The organism is Micromonospora sp. L5, assembly GCF_000177655.2.
Lineage (GTDB): Bacteria > Actinomycetota > Actinomycetes > Mycobacteriales > Micromonosporaceae > Micromonospora > Micromonospora aurantiaca.
On the sequence record NC_014815.1, the window covers coordinates 2,367,707 to 2,383,458 of the forward strand.

The 15,752-nt window shown below is 62.5% G+C and carries 14 protein-coding genes and 2 pseudogenes; 10 read left to right on the forward strand and 6 right to left on the reverse strand.

Translation table 11 applies throughout. The features are described 5' to 3' along the window. Positions 1–28: 28 nt before the first annotated feature. A complete protein-coding gene (gene trmB, locus ML5_RS11375) occupies positions 29–655 on the reverse strand; it encodes a tRNA (guanosine(46)-N7)-methyltransferase TrmB (RefSeq protein WP_221489093.1) in 627 nt (208 codons plus the stop codon). Positions 656–798: 143 nt separating this feature from the next. Between trmB and ML5_RS11380 the strand changes: the two genes are divergently transcribed. Next, a complete protein-coding gene (locus ML5_RS11380; protein ID WP_013285346.1) occupies positions 799–1,380 on the forward strand; it encodes a hypothetical protein in 582 nt (193 codons plus the stop codon). A 314-nt stretch (positions 1,381–1,694) separates the two neighbouring features. Continuing rightward, a complete protein-coding gene (locus ML5_RS11385; RefSeq protein WP_236619436.1) occupies positions 1,695–2,399 on the forward strand; it encodes a class F sortase in 705 nt (234 codons plus the stop codon). A 148-nt stretch (positions 2,400–2,547) separates the two neighbouring features. On the opposite strand, the pseudogene ML5_RS31485 reads toward ML5_RS11385, so the two are convergent. Then, positions 2,548–2,706: pseudogene (locus ML5_RS31485) on the reverse strand (antibiotic biosynthesis monooxygenase); the annotation flags it as partial. A 60-nt stretch (positions 2,707–2,766) separates the two neighbouring features. Here ML5_RS31485 and ML5_RS31490 point away from each other — a divergent pair. The 6 genes from ML5_RS31490 (at position 2,767) to ML5_RS31980 (ending at position 11,163) form a co-directional block, all read left to right on the forward strand. Beyond that, entirely contained in the window at positions 2,767–4,245 is a 1,479-nt protein-coding gene (locus ML5_RS31490; RefSeq protein ID WP_168168215.1) for a recombinase family protein, read from the forward strand. 1,226 nt (positions 4,246–5,471) lie between these two features. Next, the gene (locus ML5_RS31495) at positions 5,472–7,547 is read left to right on the forward strand and encodes a bifunctional DNA primase/polymerase (RefSeq protein ID WP_013474794.1); all 2,076 of its coding nucleotides are present in this window, start codon (positions 5,472–5,474) and stop codon (positions 7,545–7,547) included. Continuing rightward, complete coding sequence (locus tag ML5_RS31970) at positions 7,544–7,969, forward strand: hypothetical protein (RefSeq protein ID WP_013474795.1); 426 nt, start codon at positions 7,544–7,546, stop codon at positions 7,967–7,969. Before ML5_RS31495 ends, ML5_RS31970 begins: the two co-directional genes overlap by 4 nt. A 325-nt stretch (positions 7,970–8,294) precedes the next feature. Continuing rightward, on the forward strand, positions 8,295–8,576 hold the full coding sequence (locus tag ML5_RS31975) for a hypothetical protein (protein ID WP_143766933.1): 282 nt from the start codon (positions 8,295–8,297) through the stop codon (positions 8,574–8,576). 169 nt (positions 8,577–8,745) lie between these two features. Next, positions 8,746–8,955, forward strand: a complete 210-nt coding sequence (locus ML5_RS11410; protein WP_013474796.1) for a hypothetical protein — start codon at positions 8,746–8,748, stop codon at positions 8,953–8,955. Positions 8,956–10,083: 1,128 nt separating this feature from the next. Then, positions 10,084–11,163 carry a pentapeptide repeat-containing protein gene (locus ML5_RS31980; protein ID WP_143766934.1) on the forward strand — a complete coding sequence of 360 codons (1,080 nt, stop codon included), beginning with the start codon at positions 10,084–10,086 and terminating at the stop codon, positions 11,161–11,163. On the opposite strand, the gene ML5_RS31500 is transcribed toward ML5_RS31980, so the two are convergent. The 4 genes and pseudogenes from ML5_RS31500 to ML5_RS11425 form a co-directional block, all read right to left on the reverse strand. Continuing rightward, positions 11,160–11,384 carry a winged helix-turn-helix domain-containing protein gene (locus ML5_RS31500; RefSeq protein WP_013474798.1) on the reverse strand — a complete coding sequence of 75 codons (225 nt, stop codon included), beginning with the start codon at positions 11,382–11,384 and terminating at the stop codon, positions 11,160–11,162. The genes ML5_RS31980 and ML5_RS31500 overlap by 4 nt on opposite strands. A 932-nt stretch (positions 11,385–12,316) precedes the next feature. Further along, positions 12,317–12,481, reverse strand: a pseudogene (locus ML5_RS11415) (antibiotic biosynthesis monooxygenase); the annotation flags it as partial. A gap of 25 nt (positions 12,482–12,506) precedes the next feature. Then, on the reverse strand, positions 12,507–13,304 hold the full coding sequence (locus ML5_RS11420; protein WP_013474800.1) for an exodeoxyribonuclease III: 798 nt from the start codon (positions 13,302–13,304) through the stop codon (positions 12,507–12,509). Between the two features lie 37 nt (positions 13,305–13,341). Further along, positions 13,342–14,262 (reverse strand): proteasome assembly chaperone family protein, encoded by a 921-nt coding sequence (locus tag ML5_RS11425; RefSeq protein WP_013285350.1) that lies wholly within the window; start codon positions 14,260–14,262, stop codon positions 13,342–13,344. Positions 14,263–14,655: 393 nt separating this feature from the next. Between ML5_RS11425 and ML5_RS11430 the strand changes: the two genes are divergently transcribed. Continuing rightward, entirely contained in the window at positions 14,656–15,507 is an 852-nt protein-coding gene (locus ML5_RS11430) for a hypothetical protein (protein WP_013474801.1), read from the forward strand. A 94-nt stretch (positions 15,508–15,601) separates the two neighbouring features. Then, positions 15,602–15,748, forward strand: coding sequence for a hypothetical protein (locus ML5_RS32325; protein WP_013285352.1), 147 nt, complete (start codon positions 15,602–15,604; stop codon positions 15,746–15,748). The last annotated feature ends 4 nt before the right edge of the window (positions 15,749–15,752 follow it).

A 15,752-nucleotide genomic window follows, 5' to 3' on the forward strand; every position in this document is an offset into this window, starting at 1 on the left:
CGCGCCAACCGGGTTCAGCGCACCGGGTTCAGCGCCGCCGGTGGATCAGGTCGAAGACCTCCCGGCCCGCGGTCAGCGCGCGCCGCTCGAACTTCGTCACCGGCCGGTGCGCCGGACGGGGCGCGTAACCGCCGTACACGTCGACCAGCTCCGGGTCGGCGGTGAGCGTCTCGCGCATCGACTCGGCGTACTCGGCCCAGTCGGTCGCGCAGTGCAGCGTGCCGCCCGGAGCCAGCCGGGACCGCAGCAGCGCCACGTGCGCCGGCGCGATGATCCGCCGCTTGTGGTGGCGCGTCTTCGGCCACGGGTCCGGGAAGAAGACGTGCACCGCGTCCAGGCAGCCCTCCGGCATGGCGCGGACCAGGTCCAGCGCGTCGCCCTCGGCCACCCGCACGTTGTCCAGACCGTGGCGTTCCACCAGGTCGAGCAGGTTGGCGATTCCCGGCGTATGGACCTCGACCGCCAGATAGTGTCGGTCCCGGTCGGCCGCCGCCATCGCGGCGGTGGCGTCGCCCATGCCGGAGCCGATCTCCAGCACCAGCGGCGCCCGTCGTCCGAACAGCGCCGTCGGATCGCACGGCCCGTCGAGGGCGGCGATCTCGAGGCCGTACGCGGGCCAGAGCCGGGTGAGCGCGTCGCGCTGCCGCTCGCTCATCCGTCCGCGACGCGGATGGAAGGTACGGATGCGGCCGGCGGCGATGTCGGGGAGGGTCACAGCGACCCGAGCCTACGCGACCCGGATCGGATGTGATGTGCGGCCGGGGGTGAGAGGATTCATCCCGTACGCCGGGAGGGGTCATGGGGTCGTTCAGGGTACGTGAGGCGCTGCTGGTCGCGGTCGCCGCGTGCGCCGCCCCGCTGGTCGGCGCGCTGCCCGCCCAGGCCGCGCCGCGCGCCGCCGAGCCGGTGCCGGAACAGCCCCCGGCCGACGTGATCTTCGTGGAGGTCACCCCGGGCACCGTCTCGCCCGGCTACCTCGTCGGCATCCGGGCGAGCTGCCGGAACAACACCGTGCCGGCGATCGTGACCTCGGACGCGTTCGGCAGGATCCAGGTGCAGCCGCAGCGCGGCCTGCTCACCGCCTCGCCGATGGTCCACGAGCGCACCCGGCCCGGCAACTACCGCGTGAAGCTGGAGTGCCCGGGTGGGGAGACCGCCTCCACCATGCTCCAGGTGGTCAAGCAGGGGCAGCCCACCCGGCAGCCGACCCACCCGCCCAGTCACCTGCCCAGCCGTGGTCCGGCGACCGGATTCGGCGGCACCGCCGGCCCCGGGCTCGGCGGCCTGCTGGTGCCGGTGGGGCTGGCGGTGACAGTGGTCGGCGCCGGGCTCGGCGTGGCCGCGTCCCGCCGGCACGCCCGCGGCGCCGCCGGACGCTGAGGCCGGTCATGGCCGAGCACTTCGTTCCGCCGCCCGCCGGAGCACGGCGCTCCGGCCGGCCGTTCCTGGCACTGCCCCCGCCCGCCGCGCCACCGGCCGACGCCGCCCGCCCGTCCCGGGCCGGCCCGCCTGCCGAGGTCGCCCGGTTCTCCATGGCTGACCCGGCCGCCGCGCCCCGGACCGGCCCGCGCTCGGGGGAGAGGCCGGCCGCCGGGACCGGGTCGTCGGCCCTGCCGGTCTCCGGGTCGCGGCCGTGGATGCCGCCGCCCGCCGCGTCGCGACCGTGGTACCCGCCGTCGGCCGATCCGCCGGCCCTGCGTCCCCGGCCCGCCGGGCCGCCGCCCGTCGAACCGCCACCGGCGTCGCCGGGCGGGCGGGACCGGGGCCGGGGTTCCTGGTCGAAGCCGCTGGCAGTGGTGCTGGTGCTGGTCGGTGTGTTCGCCACCGGGGCCGGGCTCGGGCGCACGGCGGGGCCGTTCGACTTCGCCGACGCGTCCACCGGGTCGAGCCGGTCGAACGGGTCGGGCGCGGTGGCCCCGGCGAGTGCCGCCGCCCCGGTCCGGAAGCCGGCGAGCCGGCCGGTACGCCTGGCGGTGCCGGCCATCAAGGTCAACGCGCCGGTCACCCCGGTCGGGCAGGCGAAGGACGGCTCGGTGGACGTACCGCCGCTGACCGAGCACGACCAGACCGGCTGGTACGACAGGGGAGCGATGCCCGGCGACCCGGGCCGGGCGATCATCGTGGGTCACGTCGACACCAAGAGCGGGCCGGCCGTCTTCTACCGGCTGCGCTCGCTCAAGCCCGGCGCCCGGATCCAGGTGACCCGCGCCGACCGCAGCGTGGTGACCTTCAAGGTGGACAGCGTCGAGTACTTCGACAAGGCGAACCTGCCCGCCGCCCGGGTCTACGGCGACTCGGGTCCGGCCGAGCTGCGCCTGATCACCTGCGGCGGCGAGTGGGTCGGCGGCCGTACCGGCTACCAGGACAACGTGATCGTCTTCGCGTCCCTGGCGAGCTGACCGCTGCCCGACGCTCTCGCTCCCGCCCTCACTCCGACGATCATGAGGTTGGCGGCGACAATTCGGACCGCGAACGCCGTCAACTTCATGATCGACGGGGAAGGCCGGGGGCCGGGAGGGCCCGAGGGCCGGGACGGGGGAGGGCGGGTCAGGGTTTGGCGGGGACCTGCTGGACGACCTCGAACTCCAGCAGGGTGGCGCCGGTGGCGACGGGCTTGCGGGGTTCGCCGCCCTCGGCGTGCGCGGCCCGGGACGGGCCCTGCGCCCACGCCTGGTACGCCTCCTCGGTCTCCCACGTGAAGTACAGCTAGAGAAGTAACATTGACTCATGAGGGCGACGCGACCAGGGCTAACCGCTGTACGTGCAATGTCTGCTGTCATTTACTGCCGAGTCTCAAAAGACGACGAACGTAATGGCCGATCAGTAGGCGAGCAGGAATCCGAGTGCCGAGACTCCGCCGATTATGAGGGGTGGACGGTCGCTGCCGTCTTTCCTGAGAATGACCGCTCAGCATCCCGATTCGCATCGAAAGACCGTCCGCAGTATCGGGCGATGGTGGAATACCTAGAACGGCACAGGCCAGATGTCCTTATATTGTGGGAATCCTCGCGTGGATCTCGCGAGCCTATCGAGTGGTTCACGCTCCTTGCCATGTGCCGCACTTACCGAATCCGTATTCATGTCGTCAAGGATCGGCGTACCTACGACCTGAGCGTGGGACGTGATTGGAAGAACCTAGCCGAAGATGGCGTAGATTCGGCATATGAGTCCGAGAAAATCGGGGAGCGCGTACGCCGTGCCATGAACGCTAACGCGGACGACGGAATGCCTCATGGCCGAACTCAGTACGGCTTTAAGCGTGAGTATGAGATCATCGAAGATCGGCGAGGTGGGGTGCGCCGCAAGTTCGTCGCTCAGCACATCAACGAAGACCAGGCCGAAGTAATCAGGGAAGCAGCAAAGCGGGTATCGGAAGGGGAAAGCCTGTGGGCAGTGTGCCAAGACTTCAACCTTCGGGGAATTCCGGCACCTAGTAGTGCCCGTTGGGATATCACGAAACTCAAGAAGATCATCACCAACCCTGCGTACATCGGCAAGCGAATCCACATTCCGAAGGTTGACCGCAAGCGAGGTGTCACTACCGGAAGGCTCGTGGACGCCGTTTGGCCTGCCATCCTCGATGAGAGCACGTGGCAAACGTGCATGGACAAGCTCAGTGATCCTGCCAGGAAAAACCACAGGGACACGGCAGTCAAGCACTTGTCTTCGCACATCGCGACGTGTGGCGTCTGTGAAGCGCTGATGAAGGCTCACACGAACAACGGTTACCCGGTCTACATGTGCAAGGACAACCACTGCACATCGATTCCGCGACAGATGCTTGATGATTACCTTTCGGCCGAAATCAAGCAGCGGCTTATCTCGGTGACGCTGACGAGCGAGACTGAGCAGAACGACGAGCGGGAAGCCACTAAGGCACAGTTGGCCGAACTTACCGAACAGCTCGACCAGGCACGCGAGCAATACCTACGTCCCCCACCGGGCACAAAGAAGCTCTCTATTGTCATGCTCGCTCAGATTGAGGCGGACCTAGAACCACAGATTCAAGCGCTAGAAGCACAGCTTCGGGCCGGTCGTGTCCTGCCGATCGTGGGCAAGTTGGTCAGCAACCCCGAAAAGTGGGATGACATGAGCCTCGCTGAGAAGCGAGAGTTCTTGCGTTCCGGTGCCCTTCTTGACGGGATCGACGTTATGCCCGCAGGTCGCGGCCAACGCAAACCCGCAGAAGAACGGGTAGTGATTCACTGGGTAGAGAGCCGGCTCAGTATGAATCCGCACGACTGACAGAAACAACAAAGCCGCTCAACCTCATCAGGGTTGAGCGGCTTTGCTGCGCTTGGGCAAAGCTAGTGGCGCTGGGAAGAAGAACCGAAAGAGCCGACGTGACACTTGAAAGGAGGGAAAACCCGTTCGGTTCCATCGCCACGAAATGACCTAAGTGGGCCCGAAACTGGCCGGTGTCAACAACACACTTCCGGGCCCGATTGGACGCTAGCACCCATTCCCCGGCGCAGTCCATCACGAGCGCGACCCATCCCCACAGCGGGCAGGGCGACCACCAACCCGGACGGCACGGGCGACGTGTGCCGCGTGTGCAGAAGCTATCTCCGGCCCTCTGAGAGCCACGGAGAGCCACGATCGGGCGGTACGGGCAGACCTGGACACCCCCCGGTCTTCGGATTGGCAGCGGACAGCCGGAACCCAAGGTTTAGCTGATCATGGTTAGTCGTTTTCAGAGTTGGTGAAGTGCGGGATTGCTTAGTTCGCCACTCATCAAATCGAAAATCGGTAACTTCCGTCTACCGTCTAACACTCTTGACGTTTCCGGTTCCGGCCCGAGGTTCTTCCGGCCTCCCCCTAAAGGGGTCGGCCGGAAAACCGGAAAACCGTGGCGATCGATGGAATCCGGAAGGCAGCCGGAAGTCTCTGACCTGCGGTTTTCCGGCCGCTTTCCGGCTCTTTCCGGTTTCCTTCCGGCCGCTCAACCTTTCCGGCCCGACCGTCCGGCCCAACGCTCTGACCTGCGGTTTTCCGGTGCCCGGAATGTCCACCGGAAACACGGAGCGTGCAAGATCAACCCCGGTTGGTGCAGAAATCGTACCTACGGTCTGACCAGTCCCGATGATCTTGGCACCTGGCATACGGCCGAATACGATTGAACACGTACCGGCAGGGAGGTGAGAAATGGCGACCGATCCGGTTGTGACAGTCAGAGTTAGCCCAGAGATAAAGAACCGAATCAAGCAACTTTCGGAACGTGATTCCGTGCCGACAAGTGATGTAGTTCGTGACTGCATCAAGATGGCAATTGATGCTCGGGAAGCTTGGCAACGGCCGAAAGTAGAAAGACCTGAGCCACCAACCCTCTAAAGCACAAATCCTTAAAGCAGCGCTCAAACGAACGGATTCAACAATGAACGCACGTAGCCCACCCACAAAAGCATCAAGCGCCACGACTCCCGACAGAGTAACCGTGACGCTTGACTGATGCTCTAGGAGAAGCGTACCCAATGGGTGACACAGATATCCATGGCTACGGCAAGGCCGCGAGGATTTACCTAGGTAACTGGCCGTCGGTAATTCCGACCGACATCAATGGCGAGATTGGCAAAGTCCCGAGAGGCTTAACCGGAAGTTCGCGGATCAACCCGACACCTAATCAGGTTCGGGAGCTAGTCCGGGATTACCCGGATGCCGGAACGGGATTACCGCTACCTTCTGATGTCGTTGGTGTCGACGTAGACGACTACGGCGACAAGCGGGGAGCGGAAACCCTAGGAAAGCTAGAAGCCGAACTAGGACCGTTGCCTGTGGGACCGATGTCCACAGCCCGTGGGTATGGCAAGTCGGGTATTCGGTTCTTTCGCGTACCTGCCGGATTCTCAACTGAGAACTTGCCGAACGTCGGGAAAGACGTAGACCTCATTAGGCACGGATGGAGATGGGCACGTGTTTGGCCTTCCATCAACCCGAAGACAGGTACTCAATACCGGTGGTTCGGCGCAAGCGGGCAAACGCTTAGCAGCCCTCCTAGGCCAACTGACTTCCCGGAGCTTCCCGAAGCATGGTTAGCGTGGTTGGAAAGCAGGAGAGCAGCCAATACCGCCGACGCTACTGAGCTAGGCGAACCCGAGGCTTTCAACGTAGACGCCTACACGTGGCTTGTGGAGCTGCTAGCCGACGACCAGGCCGCCACCGATGATGGCACCGGACGTCACAAGCGAAGTTCCCACCTCGCGTATCTGGCAGCCGAAAACGGACTCACACGGGCACAAACTCATTACGCGCTCACACTCCACGAGCCGACCATTGCCAAGCTCACCCAAGAGCATGCTCACCTTGACGCCACAGGAGCGCAGCGCTACTTAGAGAGGACTATCAACCGAGCATTCGCCAAACACAACCATGAAGGCCAAACATGCGAAGCCGCAGGATGCCCCGAAAAGCCGACTATAACGACGACCAAAGCTGCCAAGAACGAAGCGGCGCCCCATGAGGCAAAGCCCAAAGCGCGGACATGGATTATCCGGAGTCCATCCGACCACGATAAGCCACTACCTCCGCGCAGATGGTTAGTAAAGAACGTATGGGAGGAAGGTTCTCACGGCCCGATTGCGGGCGGCAGCAAGACCTTCAAAACTTACAACGCTCAGGCTTTGGCAATCGCCATCGGCTCAGGGGTTGATTATCTCGGCAGGTTCCCGGTCATTAGAAGCGGTCCGGTTCTCTACTTCATAGGTGAAGGCGGTTATGAAGGCTGGCAGCGTCGACACAACCGCATCTGCCAGGCATACGGAATCAAGCCCAAAGACAGCAACGTTTTCGCCATAGCGGAGACAGCACCGGTTAACTCGCCTGAGTTCGCCGAAGCGGTCGAAGCGGCTAAGAGTGAAGTCAACCCGTTGGGATTCTTCCTAGACCCGCTTTATGCATACCACCCACAGGGGATTGAGGCGCAGAACCTCTATTCACGCGGAAAGATGTTGGCCGAACTTGACTTGCTTATCGGGCATGACCGTGCCTTGTTCATTCCTGACCACATGAAGAAGCCGAGCCAGAAACAGACGACAGAGCAACGTCTAGACCTGGACGAGATTAGCCAAGCGGGCATGTCCCAATGGGCTGACTCTTGGATATTGCACACGCACCGAGAGCCATACGACAGGTTAGCGGGTATCGCTCGCCTCGCTGTGGAATATGGCTCCCGACGCGGGTACTCACGACGGTTCGCTTTGGATTTCACCGTCGGCGCATTCAACGAAGACTTAGGCGACTACGACGGGCCGCTTTCCTGGGAGATGACACCACTTGAAGAACTGGCCGAAGCGAAGACAACCGGAAAGGCCAGTGCGGCTTACACAGGCTTGATGCTTCACCAGCGGTTACTAGACACGTATGGAACGGGCTATGTAACCAAGAGCGAGCTAGTCGAATTCTGCCGGACGCTATACGACATCGGGAAGACACAGGCTTATACCAAGGTCACCGCTTTGGAGAAGTCGGGATACGTGACCGCCGTTGACAGCAAGAAGAGAACCTACGTGGTTTCCGAAGAGTGGCCGATAGTAAGGAGGTCAGAGGGATGAGCGGAGGTGAGCTAGACCGGATCAACCGCAATGACGAGATCATCAGGCTACGTGTCGAAGAAGGATTGTCCACACGCAAAATCGGCCAAATATTCGATATGAGTCACGTGCAGGTTCTCAACATCATAAAGAACCACAGGCTAGCCGGCCCGAGTATAGAAGCGACAATCAGTGAGCGTCGCGAAAGCCTTGCTGAATCCCTAGAAGACTTGGTACGGGTAACCCGGAATAGATACCTTGAGACGCTGGCACCGAGCGATATGCAAGCACACGCCAAAGCCGTCCAGCTCTATGTGAACTTGCTCGGCCTCAATGCCCAACCTTCCGTCAGTGTTGAAGTCTCACACGACTACAGCACTGAATGGAATGAGGCTTTCAAGAAGCGGAGGACGATAGATGGAAGTTATTTCGAATCCTCATGAGTGGTGTATTCCTAACGAGTATCTGAAGACCGTTGATCCGAATAGTCGGTTAGGGCATCTGCTTCTAGCAGTCTTAGAGGATTGCCACCACTGTGGGGGGAGTGATGAACAAGTATCAGAGGTACGACTACCGGAGAATGTGCGACCGGAAACAGAGGTTCACGAGCATTGAAGCAGCGCAAGAGGTGATCAACGATTTGGAGTCTCGACCGGATCGACCAGAGCGGCCTTTAATCGCCTACGATTGCAGGTTTTGTTTCGGGATACACGTCGGTCAGATGACGAGTGCTGAGCACCGGAGACAGGAAAGGAGGCGGCACTCTTAATGAATGATGACGAATTTATCGAGCGAGAGTGTCAAGGTGTGGACTTCGATCCGGTCATCCTTGCGCACTGCGAAGCCCTAGACCTAGAAGAACAACTTCACCCGGGCGAAGAACCTATTGCACGGGCGGAACGGCTTATACGCGAAACCGTTCCTGCCGCGTACATGACGATTTTCGACCTAGCTATTGCCGCAGAGAATCCGCTTGTGCGACACGATGCACGAGAGTTTCTTATGGACCTCCACGCAGGACGTGGAAACCCGATTGATGAGGAGAAATAACTGTGTCAGTTCTCGACCGTTTGGGCGCGTGGCCTCAACACCACAAGAGCCAGGTAGCCGTTATCGAATCCATTCTACGCCGGGTGGACCGGCTAGAACAACGGATCATCGACACGTTGGGCGAGGATTCCGCAGAGGAAAAGTTCGCTGCGGAGAATGGAGAGAGCAAGTGACTAAAGAATACATCATTCAATACATGCCCGACGAGCTAACAACAGAGGAAGTCGAGAGAGCCGATCAGTGGTTCGCCTCTCTCAGCGAAGAGGACGAAGCAAACATGCGGAACTGGGTTGCTCTTAGGACGCGAATCATGCTTGCCGACTCGTGGGAAGGGCTGTACGAAATGGTTCAGCGTGAAGCAAAGGAGCTGGGCAAGTGACTTTAGAGGAATACCTAGCGAAACACCAAGCGCAGCTTGATGAGTCCGCTCGTCTTACTCAGGCGTATTACGTGCAGCGCCAAACCGCGACATTCTTAGAACTTGTCGAAACCGAGATCCAAGAAGCCAAGTGCTCATACATTGAGGCGGTTTACAAGGTTGCCTCAGAACACCCCGAGCTTTATCGGAATTACCGCGCAGGTACTTCGAATCGTTCCATCTGAGAGGTTTGATAGTGGGTTCTCTTCGGATTGTTCAGCTAGTTCCGGCTCTGCCCAAATCCTATGCTCTATTTCTCTGCAAGAGCGAAGACGGTTTGCCTGTTCGGTACGTAGATGAGGTGCCGTTTCTTGCTCTTGTGTCGACCGAATACGGCTCTGAGATTCGGCCTATCGCTAGGAACTACATCGGAGGTAGCTGCCTAGAGGAATCGCTATGGAGCGAAGGAAGTAGGTTGTTGGAAATCGGTATAAGCCGAGAAGAAGCTATTGCGCGGTCGACGCCAGGAGCGGCAGCATGTAGCGACCAATGTTCGTGGGAAGAGGGGCCGGGCGGAATTATGGCTTGGTATTTTCATCATGACCCTACCTGTAAGCTCTGGAACCTCGCTTAACTATTAATTCGATAGCTAATAGGCAGTGCAGCGCCATCCTAACCATAAATCGAACGGGAGAAACGGGCATGAGGCGAGGATTGCAGGTACCCCTAGAGATGTTCGCGCTACGCGGCACACGAGAGAACTTTGCCATAGCGCAACGGGAGCTAGGGCCACTTCCTTTCCGTGGCAGAGCATTACGACTAGCGAACGAGATTGTTCGGTTTCATCGACTACCGGCGAGAGATGATAACTCATGGCCGACAACAGCAGAATTTCAGAAAGTCAACATCACGGTTATAGCGTCGGGTGTCGTCATAGCGACTGAGGACGAGCCTCATCAGGGGTAGACCTCAGTCGCATCGATACGAGATCATGGAGGGATGCCGAAAACCCCCTCCTGGTTGAAGCGACTCAACCCCCGTGCCGTCTGGCGAAGTGGGCGTAAAGCAATAGCTGATTGGAAGTCAAAGAAGCCGAGGTCAATAAAGCCACGGACGTACAAGCCAATCCATTTGGCGACCCTCATAGTTATGACGTTCGCCGCCTTGGCGATTACCACAGCGGCAGCATGGATCATGTGGGACGCGGCCCAGGTTCCGGCGAAGCTGATAACTTCGCCGGACCTTGCTGTTCGCGCAGCGCAACTGCGAGTGGACGTCATTCGTAATATTCTTGCGGTTGGTGCTGGCACAGGTGGCTTGATTGCTTTGTTCCTCGCGCTACGTCGGCAGTACGTTAAAGAGCGAGTCGACCACGCTGACCAAGAGCACAAGAACCGAACTGCGGACGACTCAAAGCACGATGCTGCGGAGCGGCGTGTTACTGATCTCTATGTCAAAGCAGCCGAGCAACTGGGTTCCGAGAAAGCTGCGGTACGCCTAGCGGCGTTGTACGCGCTTGAGCGTGTAGGGCAGGACAACGCCGAGCATAGGCAAACTATTATGCATTTAATCTGCGCATATCTTCGGATGCCTTTTCTCTCGGATGGCAACGGCACGATGCATCATTCAGGCCAGTTGCGTAAGCAAGAACAAGAAGTGCGTGCAACGGCTATGAGCATCTTAGAGAAACACTTACGTTATGAGGACCTCGCAGATGAAGACGGAAAGGTATTTCCAGTCGGAGGTGCTAGCTTCTGGCCGGGAATGGAGGTGAACCTGAATGGGGCCGAACTTGACAGGCTGCCATTTCATATGTGCGCCGCGCGCAACTTGTCCTTAGAGAACACTCGCGTTCTAGGTAGCACAACACTTAGGTTATTCTTTTCAGCGGACGGTATCTTCTCCTTTTCGGGCGCGGAGTTTGGTGGCGTCGTTGACATGACTCGGGCCTTCTTTGGCAAAGCACTTTTCGCAACCGGTGCCGAGTTCAAGGGCCGATTAGCGGCCAATAAGGCGACGTTCGGCTTGGCGATCTTTCAGGACGCAGTTTTCCATGCGGCAACGAGCTTCCATGGAATCCATGCTAAGTCGCTGGATATGACCGGCGCGCGGGCTTCTTATCGGGCCGGTCGTCAGCACGTGTGGCCAGAGGGTTTCGACCTGCCTCCAAGGCCGAATGGCAATAACGATGAGCTTGGTAGGATCAGGAACCTTAGAGACCCCAGTTAATCGCGTTCCACGACGTAGATCCCTTTGCCCTGCCGGCCGATCACAAGGCCACGATCGTGCAGAAGCCCGAAAGCTCGATTGATGGTGGCCCACGAGACATGGTGCATGTCTGCCAACTCCGAAGTAGAAGGCAGCTTGTCACCTGGTTTCAGCTCACCTGACCGAATCTTGTTCGTGATCGCGTCAGCGATCACTCGGTACTGAGCTTGTTCGTACGGCACGACTTGAGTCTAGGTCAGCAACAACCACAAGATCACACATATGTCAAGGTCTGACTTAAGTCAAGGTTAGAAGTAGGTTGGCGGTTGTAGGGAAAACCTCACAGAAGGTGACCGCCATGAGTAGGGGACGTGCGCGACGCGAACCGACTGAGCACAGACCAAAGAAGCGGATCTTCCGCTTCTGGCTACCGCCGGAGTGTTCTTGTGGCAAGTCGGCGAACTACTGGACCTGTGTTCAGAGGTTCCCCATCGTGCGCCGAGCCTCCTGGGTTGATGGGAAGGCAGGGGAGTTCTACCCGATCCGGCAAGCGTTCGTCACCAGAGGTCAGGCGTACCGCAGTAACGGGGGTCACGGTGCCAATCGATGAGCCAGTCTCCACAGCCCGGGAAGTCTTCGAAGCTCATCGCATTCTGGACCTTCACTGGAATCCGTCACCGGAGCGGCCGTGGCAAGCAGGAGCGTGCCTACAGTGCCGAGACTGGTTCTCCTGCGCTCAGCTCGATTGGGCTTTGGAGCGCTACGCACACTATGCGTCGATCTTGTTTCAGAAGCGGTGACCTGCGACTTCCCAAGATCAACTTAGTGTGAGCCCTCCCATTGAGCGTGAGCCCTACCGTCCACCCTCCACTGTGGAAATGATCTTTAATATAGTTAAGTTGACCGATCAATCATGTCCGGTTCGGGAGCTTCGTTCGGTCTGCCGGTTGTGCCCTTGCTCGCCCCGTACGTGACGCTCACGGACTTTTGATCTCCCGGTGCCCGTACCCCTGGGTGCGCCGCAGTCATTTACCAGCGGCCAGCCGCATGCCGTCTTCCCATGATCATGATTGTGAAAGAAAAAATCTTGCAAAACCGCAGGTCAGACGCCTGATGACCATGAGAGGGGTGGTTACCTAAAGTAGTTATCCCTCTATCTGAACATCACGCAGCGCGTGTACACGAAGTAGCGGGTGTCCCCGGCGACCGGGCGCAGCAGCTCGAAGCCGAGGAAACCGGGGGAGTTCTCCACCGCGCCGGCCCGGGCCGCGAACCGCTTCTCCAGCTCCTCGCCGGCGCCGGACGGGACGTCGATCGCGTTGATCTTCACGACAGCCATGTGTCCACCCTAACGAGCGCTGCCCTCAGAACGTCTCGACGGCCGGTGTCAGGTCCGCGTCGACCACGATCGGGGCATGGTCGGACGGGCCCTTGCCCTTGCGGGCCTCCCGGTCCACGTACGCGGAGCGGACCGCGCGGGCGAACGACGCGCTCGCGTACACCAGGTCGATCCGCATGCCCTTGTTCTGGTGGAACATCCCGGCCCGGTAGTCCCAGTACGTGAACGGGTGCGGCCCCTTCATGGGCGTCGGCACCACGTCCTCCAGTCCCAGGTCACGCAACGCGGCCAGCGCGGCCCGCTCGGCCGGGGTGACGTGGGTGGAGGTGACGAACAGCGCGGGATCCCAGACGTCGGCGTCGGTGGGCGCCACGTTGAAGTCACCGCAGACGGCCACCGGCAGCGCGCCGGCCACCTCCGATTCGAGGGCGTCGCGCAGCGCCGCGAACCAGGCCAGCTTGTACGCGTAGTGCGGGTCGTCCGGCGCGCGGCCGTTCGGCACGTACACCGACCAGACCCGCAGCTCGTCGCAGGTGGCCGAGATGGCGCGGGCCTCGGGCTCGGGGAACCCGGGTTCGCCCGGGAAGCCGACAGTCACGTCGGCCAGTCCGACCCGGGACAGCACGGCGACGCCGTTCCACCGCCCGTCGCTGTGGCTGGCCACCTCGTAGCCCAGCTCGCCCACCTCGGCGACCGGGAACGCCCCGTCGGGGCACTTGGTCTCCTGCAGGCACACGACGTCGGGCTTCGTGGTGGCCAGCCAGTCGAGCAGCCGGGGCAGGCGGGCCTTCACCGAGTTGACGTTCCAGGTCGCCAGGCGCATGCCCCCAGCCTGCCGCATCCCCGCCCGCCCCGCCCGGTCAGCGCTCCGGGGTGTCGCCGGGTCGGGTCTGCTCGGCGAGGAAGCGTTCCAGCTCGGCGCCGAGTTCGTCGGCGGTGGGCAGCGGCCCGGTCTCGCCGGCGAGCAGGCTCTTCTCGCCCCGGCCGCGGGCGAACGTGTCGTACTGCTCCTCCAGCGCCTGGACCAGCGTCGCCGCCTCCTCGGTCTGGGTGACCTGGCGGTCGATCTCCACCCGGACCGCCTCGGCGGCGGTCCGCAGCGCCTCGACGGGCAGCAGCAGGCCGGTGCTGCGGGACACGGCGGACAGCAGCGCCTCGGCGGCGGCCGGGTACTCGGCCTGGGCCACGTAGTGCGGCACGTGCGCGGCGAAGCCGAGGGCGTCGCGCCCCTGCTCGCCGAGGCGGTACTCCAGCAGGTGACCGACGCCGGCCGGCACCTGCACCTTCTGCAGCCACGGCTCGTGCCCGGCGATCAGTTCCTTGCGGGTGGCGTGCGCGGTGACGCCGCTGGGCCGGGTGTGCGGCACCGCCATCGGGATCGAGTTGAGCCCGACTGTGAGCCGGACGTCGAGGCGGGCGCTGAGCCCGGCGACGGCGGCCACGAAACGCTCCCACTGAAGATCCGGCTCGGGGCCGGTGAGCAGCAGGAACGGGGTCTCGTCGTCGTCGTGCAGCAGGTGCAGCTCCAGCGCCGGGGCGTCGTAGGACTCCCAGTGGTCCTCGACGAAGGTCATCACCGGGCGGCGGGAGCGGTAGTCGAAGATCTGGTCCACGTCGAAGCGGGCGATGACCCGGGCGTCGAGCGAGGTGAGCAGCTGTTCCCGGGCCAGCCGGGTGGCGTTGCCGGCGTCGACGAAGCCGGTGAGCGCCTGGATCAGCACCGGCTGGCCGAGCTCGGGCAGCTCGTCGGTGAGTTCGTAGAGCTCGTGTGGATCGAGCACCGGTGGGGTCCTCCCTGTCGACGCGTACGGGGGAGCGCCGAGCGTGCGGCGTCCCCGGTTCGGCCAACGTACCGGGGCGGGTGGTCCATTCCGTTACGGCCACGTCCGATGCCCGGATGATGATCACGATTCGGCTACGCCCCGGTCCGGCGACCCATATCCGGATCGTCCGAACGGACGAGTTAGTCGATCATCGGGCGGGGCCGGGAGGTCTGCGGTGTTCCTGCCCGGGCCGCTGCGCGGGTCGCAGGCCGGGTGATTGGTCCGGTTCCCGAGGTCCGTGGCCCGCCGGGTCGCACTGGGATGGGCCGTCCGCTTCGGAACGGCCAAAGTGTGGCGAGGGCCACCCTTTGGGCCTGGGTGATCCCGGTTTGCCCTGCCTAGCCTCGTCGGATGCGTAACGACGGCAACCTCGACGACCCGTTCGGCTCCGGCCGCCCGGCTGACCGTTCGGACGATACCCCCTCCACCAACCGGTTGGCCACACTCCGGGGACTGGTCCGGCGTACCCGCTTCTGGGCACCCATGAACCCCCGGCCCGGCCGGACGAAGCTGGCGGTCGCCACCGGCGCGGCCTGCTGCCTGGGCCTGGTCGGCGTCAGCCAGGCCGGCTTCGGTGCCCCGGACCGCGCCGCCGACCCGGCGCCCTCGGCGGAGGTCGCCGAGCGTGCCGCGGTCGACCCGGCGTCCCGGGCCATGGCCCGGCCGAGCACCGCCCCCGCCACCCCCAGCGCCAGCGCCAGCCCGTCCGCGACGGCGAGCCCGAAGGCGACCGCCAAGCCCAAGCCGAAGAAGACCGTCCGGCAGATCGTCCCGGTCGCCGGCCTGGACCGCACCCAGATGAACAACGCGAAGAAGATCGTGCAGGCCGGCAAGGAGATGGGCATGCCGCGCCGCGCCCTCGTCATCGCGGTGGCGACCGCCATGCAGGAGAGCACCCTGCTCAACTACGCCAGCGGCGTGCTGCCCGAGTCGCAGAGCTACCCGCACCAGGCCATCGGCTGGGACCACGACTCGGTCGGGCTGTTCCAGCAGCGCCCGAGCAGCGGCTGGGGCACCGTCGAGCAGCTGATGGACCCCGAGTACGCCACGAAGGCGTTCCTGTCCGCGCTGGCCGAGATCCCCGGCTGGCAGAGCCTGCCGCTCTCCGTGGCCGCCCAGGCCGTGCAGATCTCGGCGTTCCCGGACGCGTACGCCCAGCACGAGTGGCGGGCCGGCGAAGTGGTGGCCGAGATCCTGGGCTGACCCGGACGGGTGGTTGCCGAAGGGCCGATTCGGGTATCAAGGGCTTGCCGGTCCCAGGTACACATGAAGGGGACCGCGGGACGGGAGGACCCTCATGTCGCTGATGCAACGGATCACCGCCTTCCTGCGGTCGCCGCGGGGCCAGCAGCTGGTCGACCGCGGCCGGCGTGAGATGTCGAAGCCGGAGAACCAGGCCCGGCTGCGGCAGATCGCGAACCGGCTGCAGTCGCGCCGGCGCTGACCCG

Bases quoted from the DNA above. Each gene is read 5' to 3' on its own strand.
- ML5_RS31975 (WP_143766933.1), top strand. From the start codon at position 8,295: ATGAATGATGACGAATTTATCGAGCGAGAGTGTCAAGGTGTGGACTTC.
- ML5_RS31970 (WP_013474795.1), top strand. From the start codon at position 7,544: ATGAGCGGAGGTGAGCTAGACCGGATCAACCGCAATGACGAGATCATC.
- ML5_RS31980 (WP_143766934.1), top strand. From the start codon at position 10,084: ATGACGTTCGCCGCCTTGGCGATTACCACAGCGGCAGCATGGATCATG.
- trmB (WP_221489093.1), bottom strand. From the start codon at position 655: ATGAGCGAGCGGCAGCGCGACGCGCTCACCCGGCTCTGGCCCGCGTAC.
- ML5_RS31495 (WP_013474794.1), top strand. From the start codon at position 5,472: ATGGGTGACACAGATATCCATGGCTACGGCAAGGCCGCGAGGATTTAC.
- ML5_RS11380 (WP_013285346.1), top strand. From the start codon at position 799: ATGGGGTCGTTCAGGGTACGTGAGGCGCTGCTGGTCGCGGTCGCCGCG.
- ML5_RS32325 (WP_013285352.1), top strand. From the start codon at position 15,602: ATGTCGCTGATGCAACGGATCACCGCCTTCCTGCGGTCGCCGCGGGGC.
- ML5_RS11430 (WP_013474801.1), top strand. From the start codon at position 14,656: ATGCGTAACGACGGCAACCTCGACGACCCGTTCGGCTCCGGCCGCCCG.
- ML5_RS11420 (WP_013474800.1), bottom strand. From the start codon at position 13,304: ATGCGCCTGGCGACCTGGAACGTCAACTCGGTGAAGGCCCGCCTGCCC.
- ML5_RS31490 (WP_168168215.1), top strand. From the start codon at position 2,767: ATGTCTGCTGTCATTTACTGCCGAGTCTCAAAAGACGACGAACGTAAT.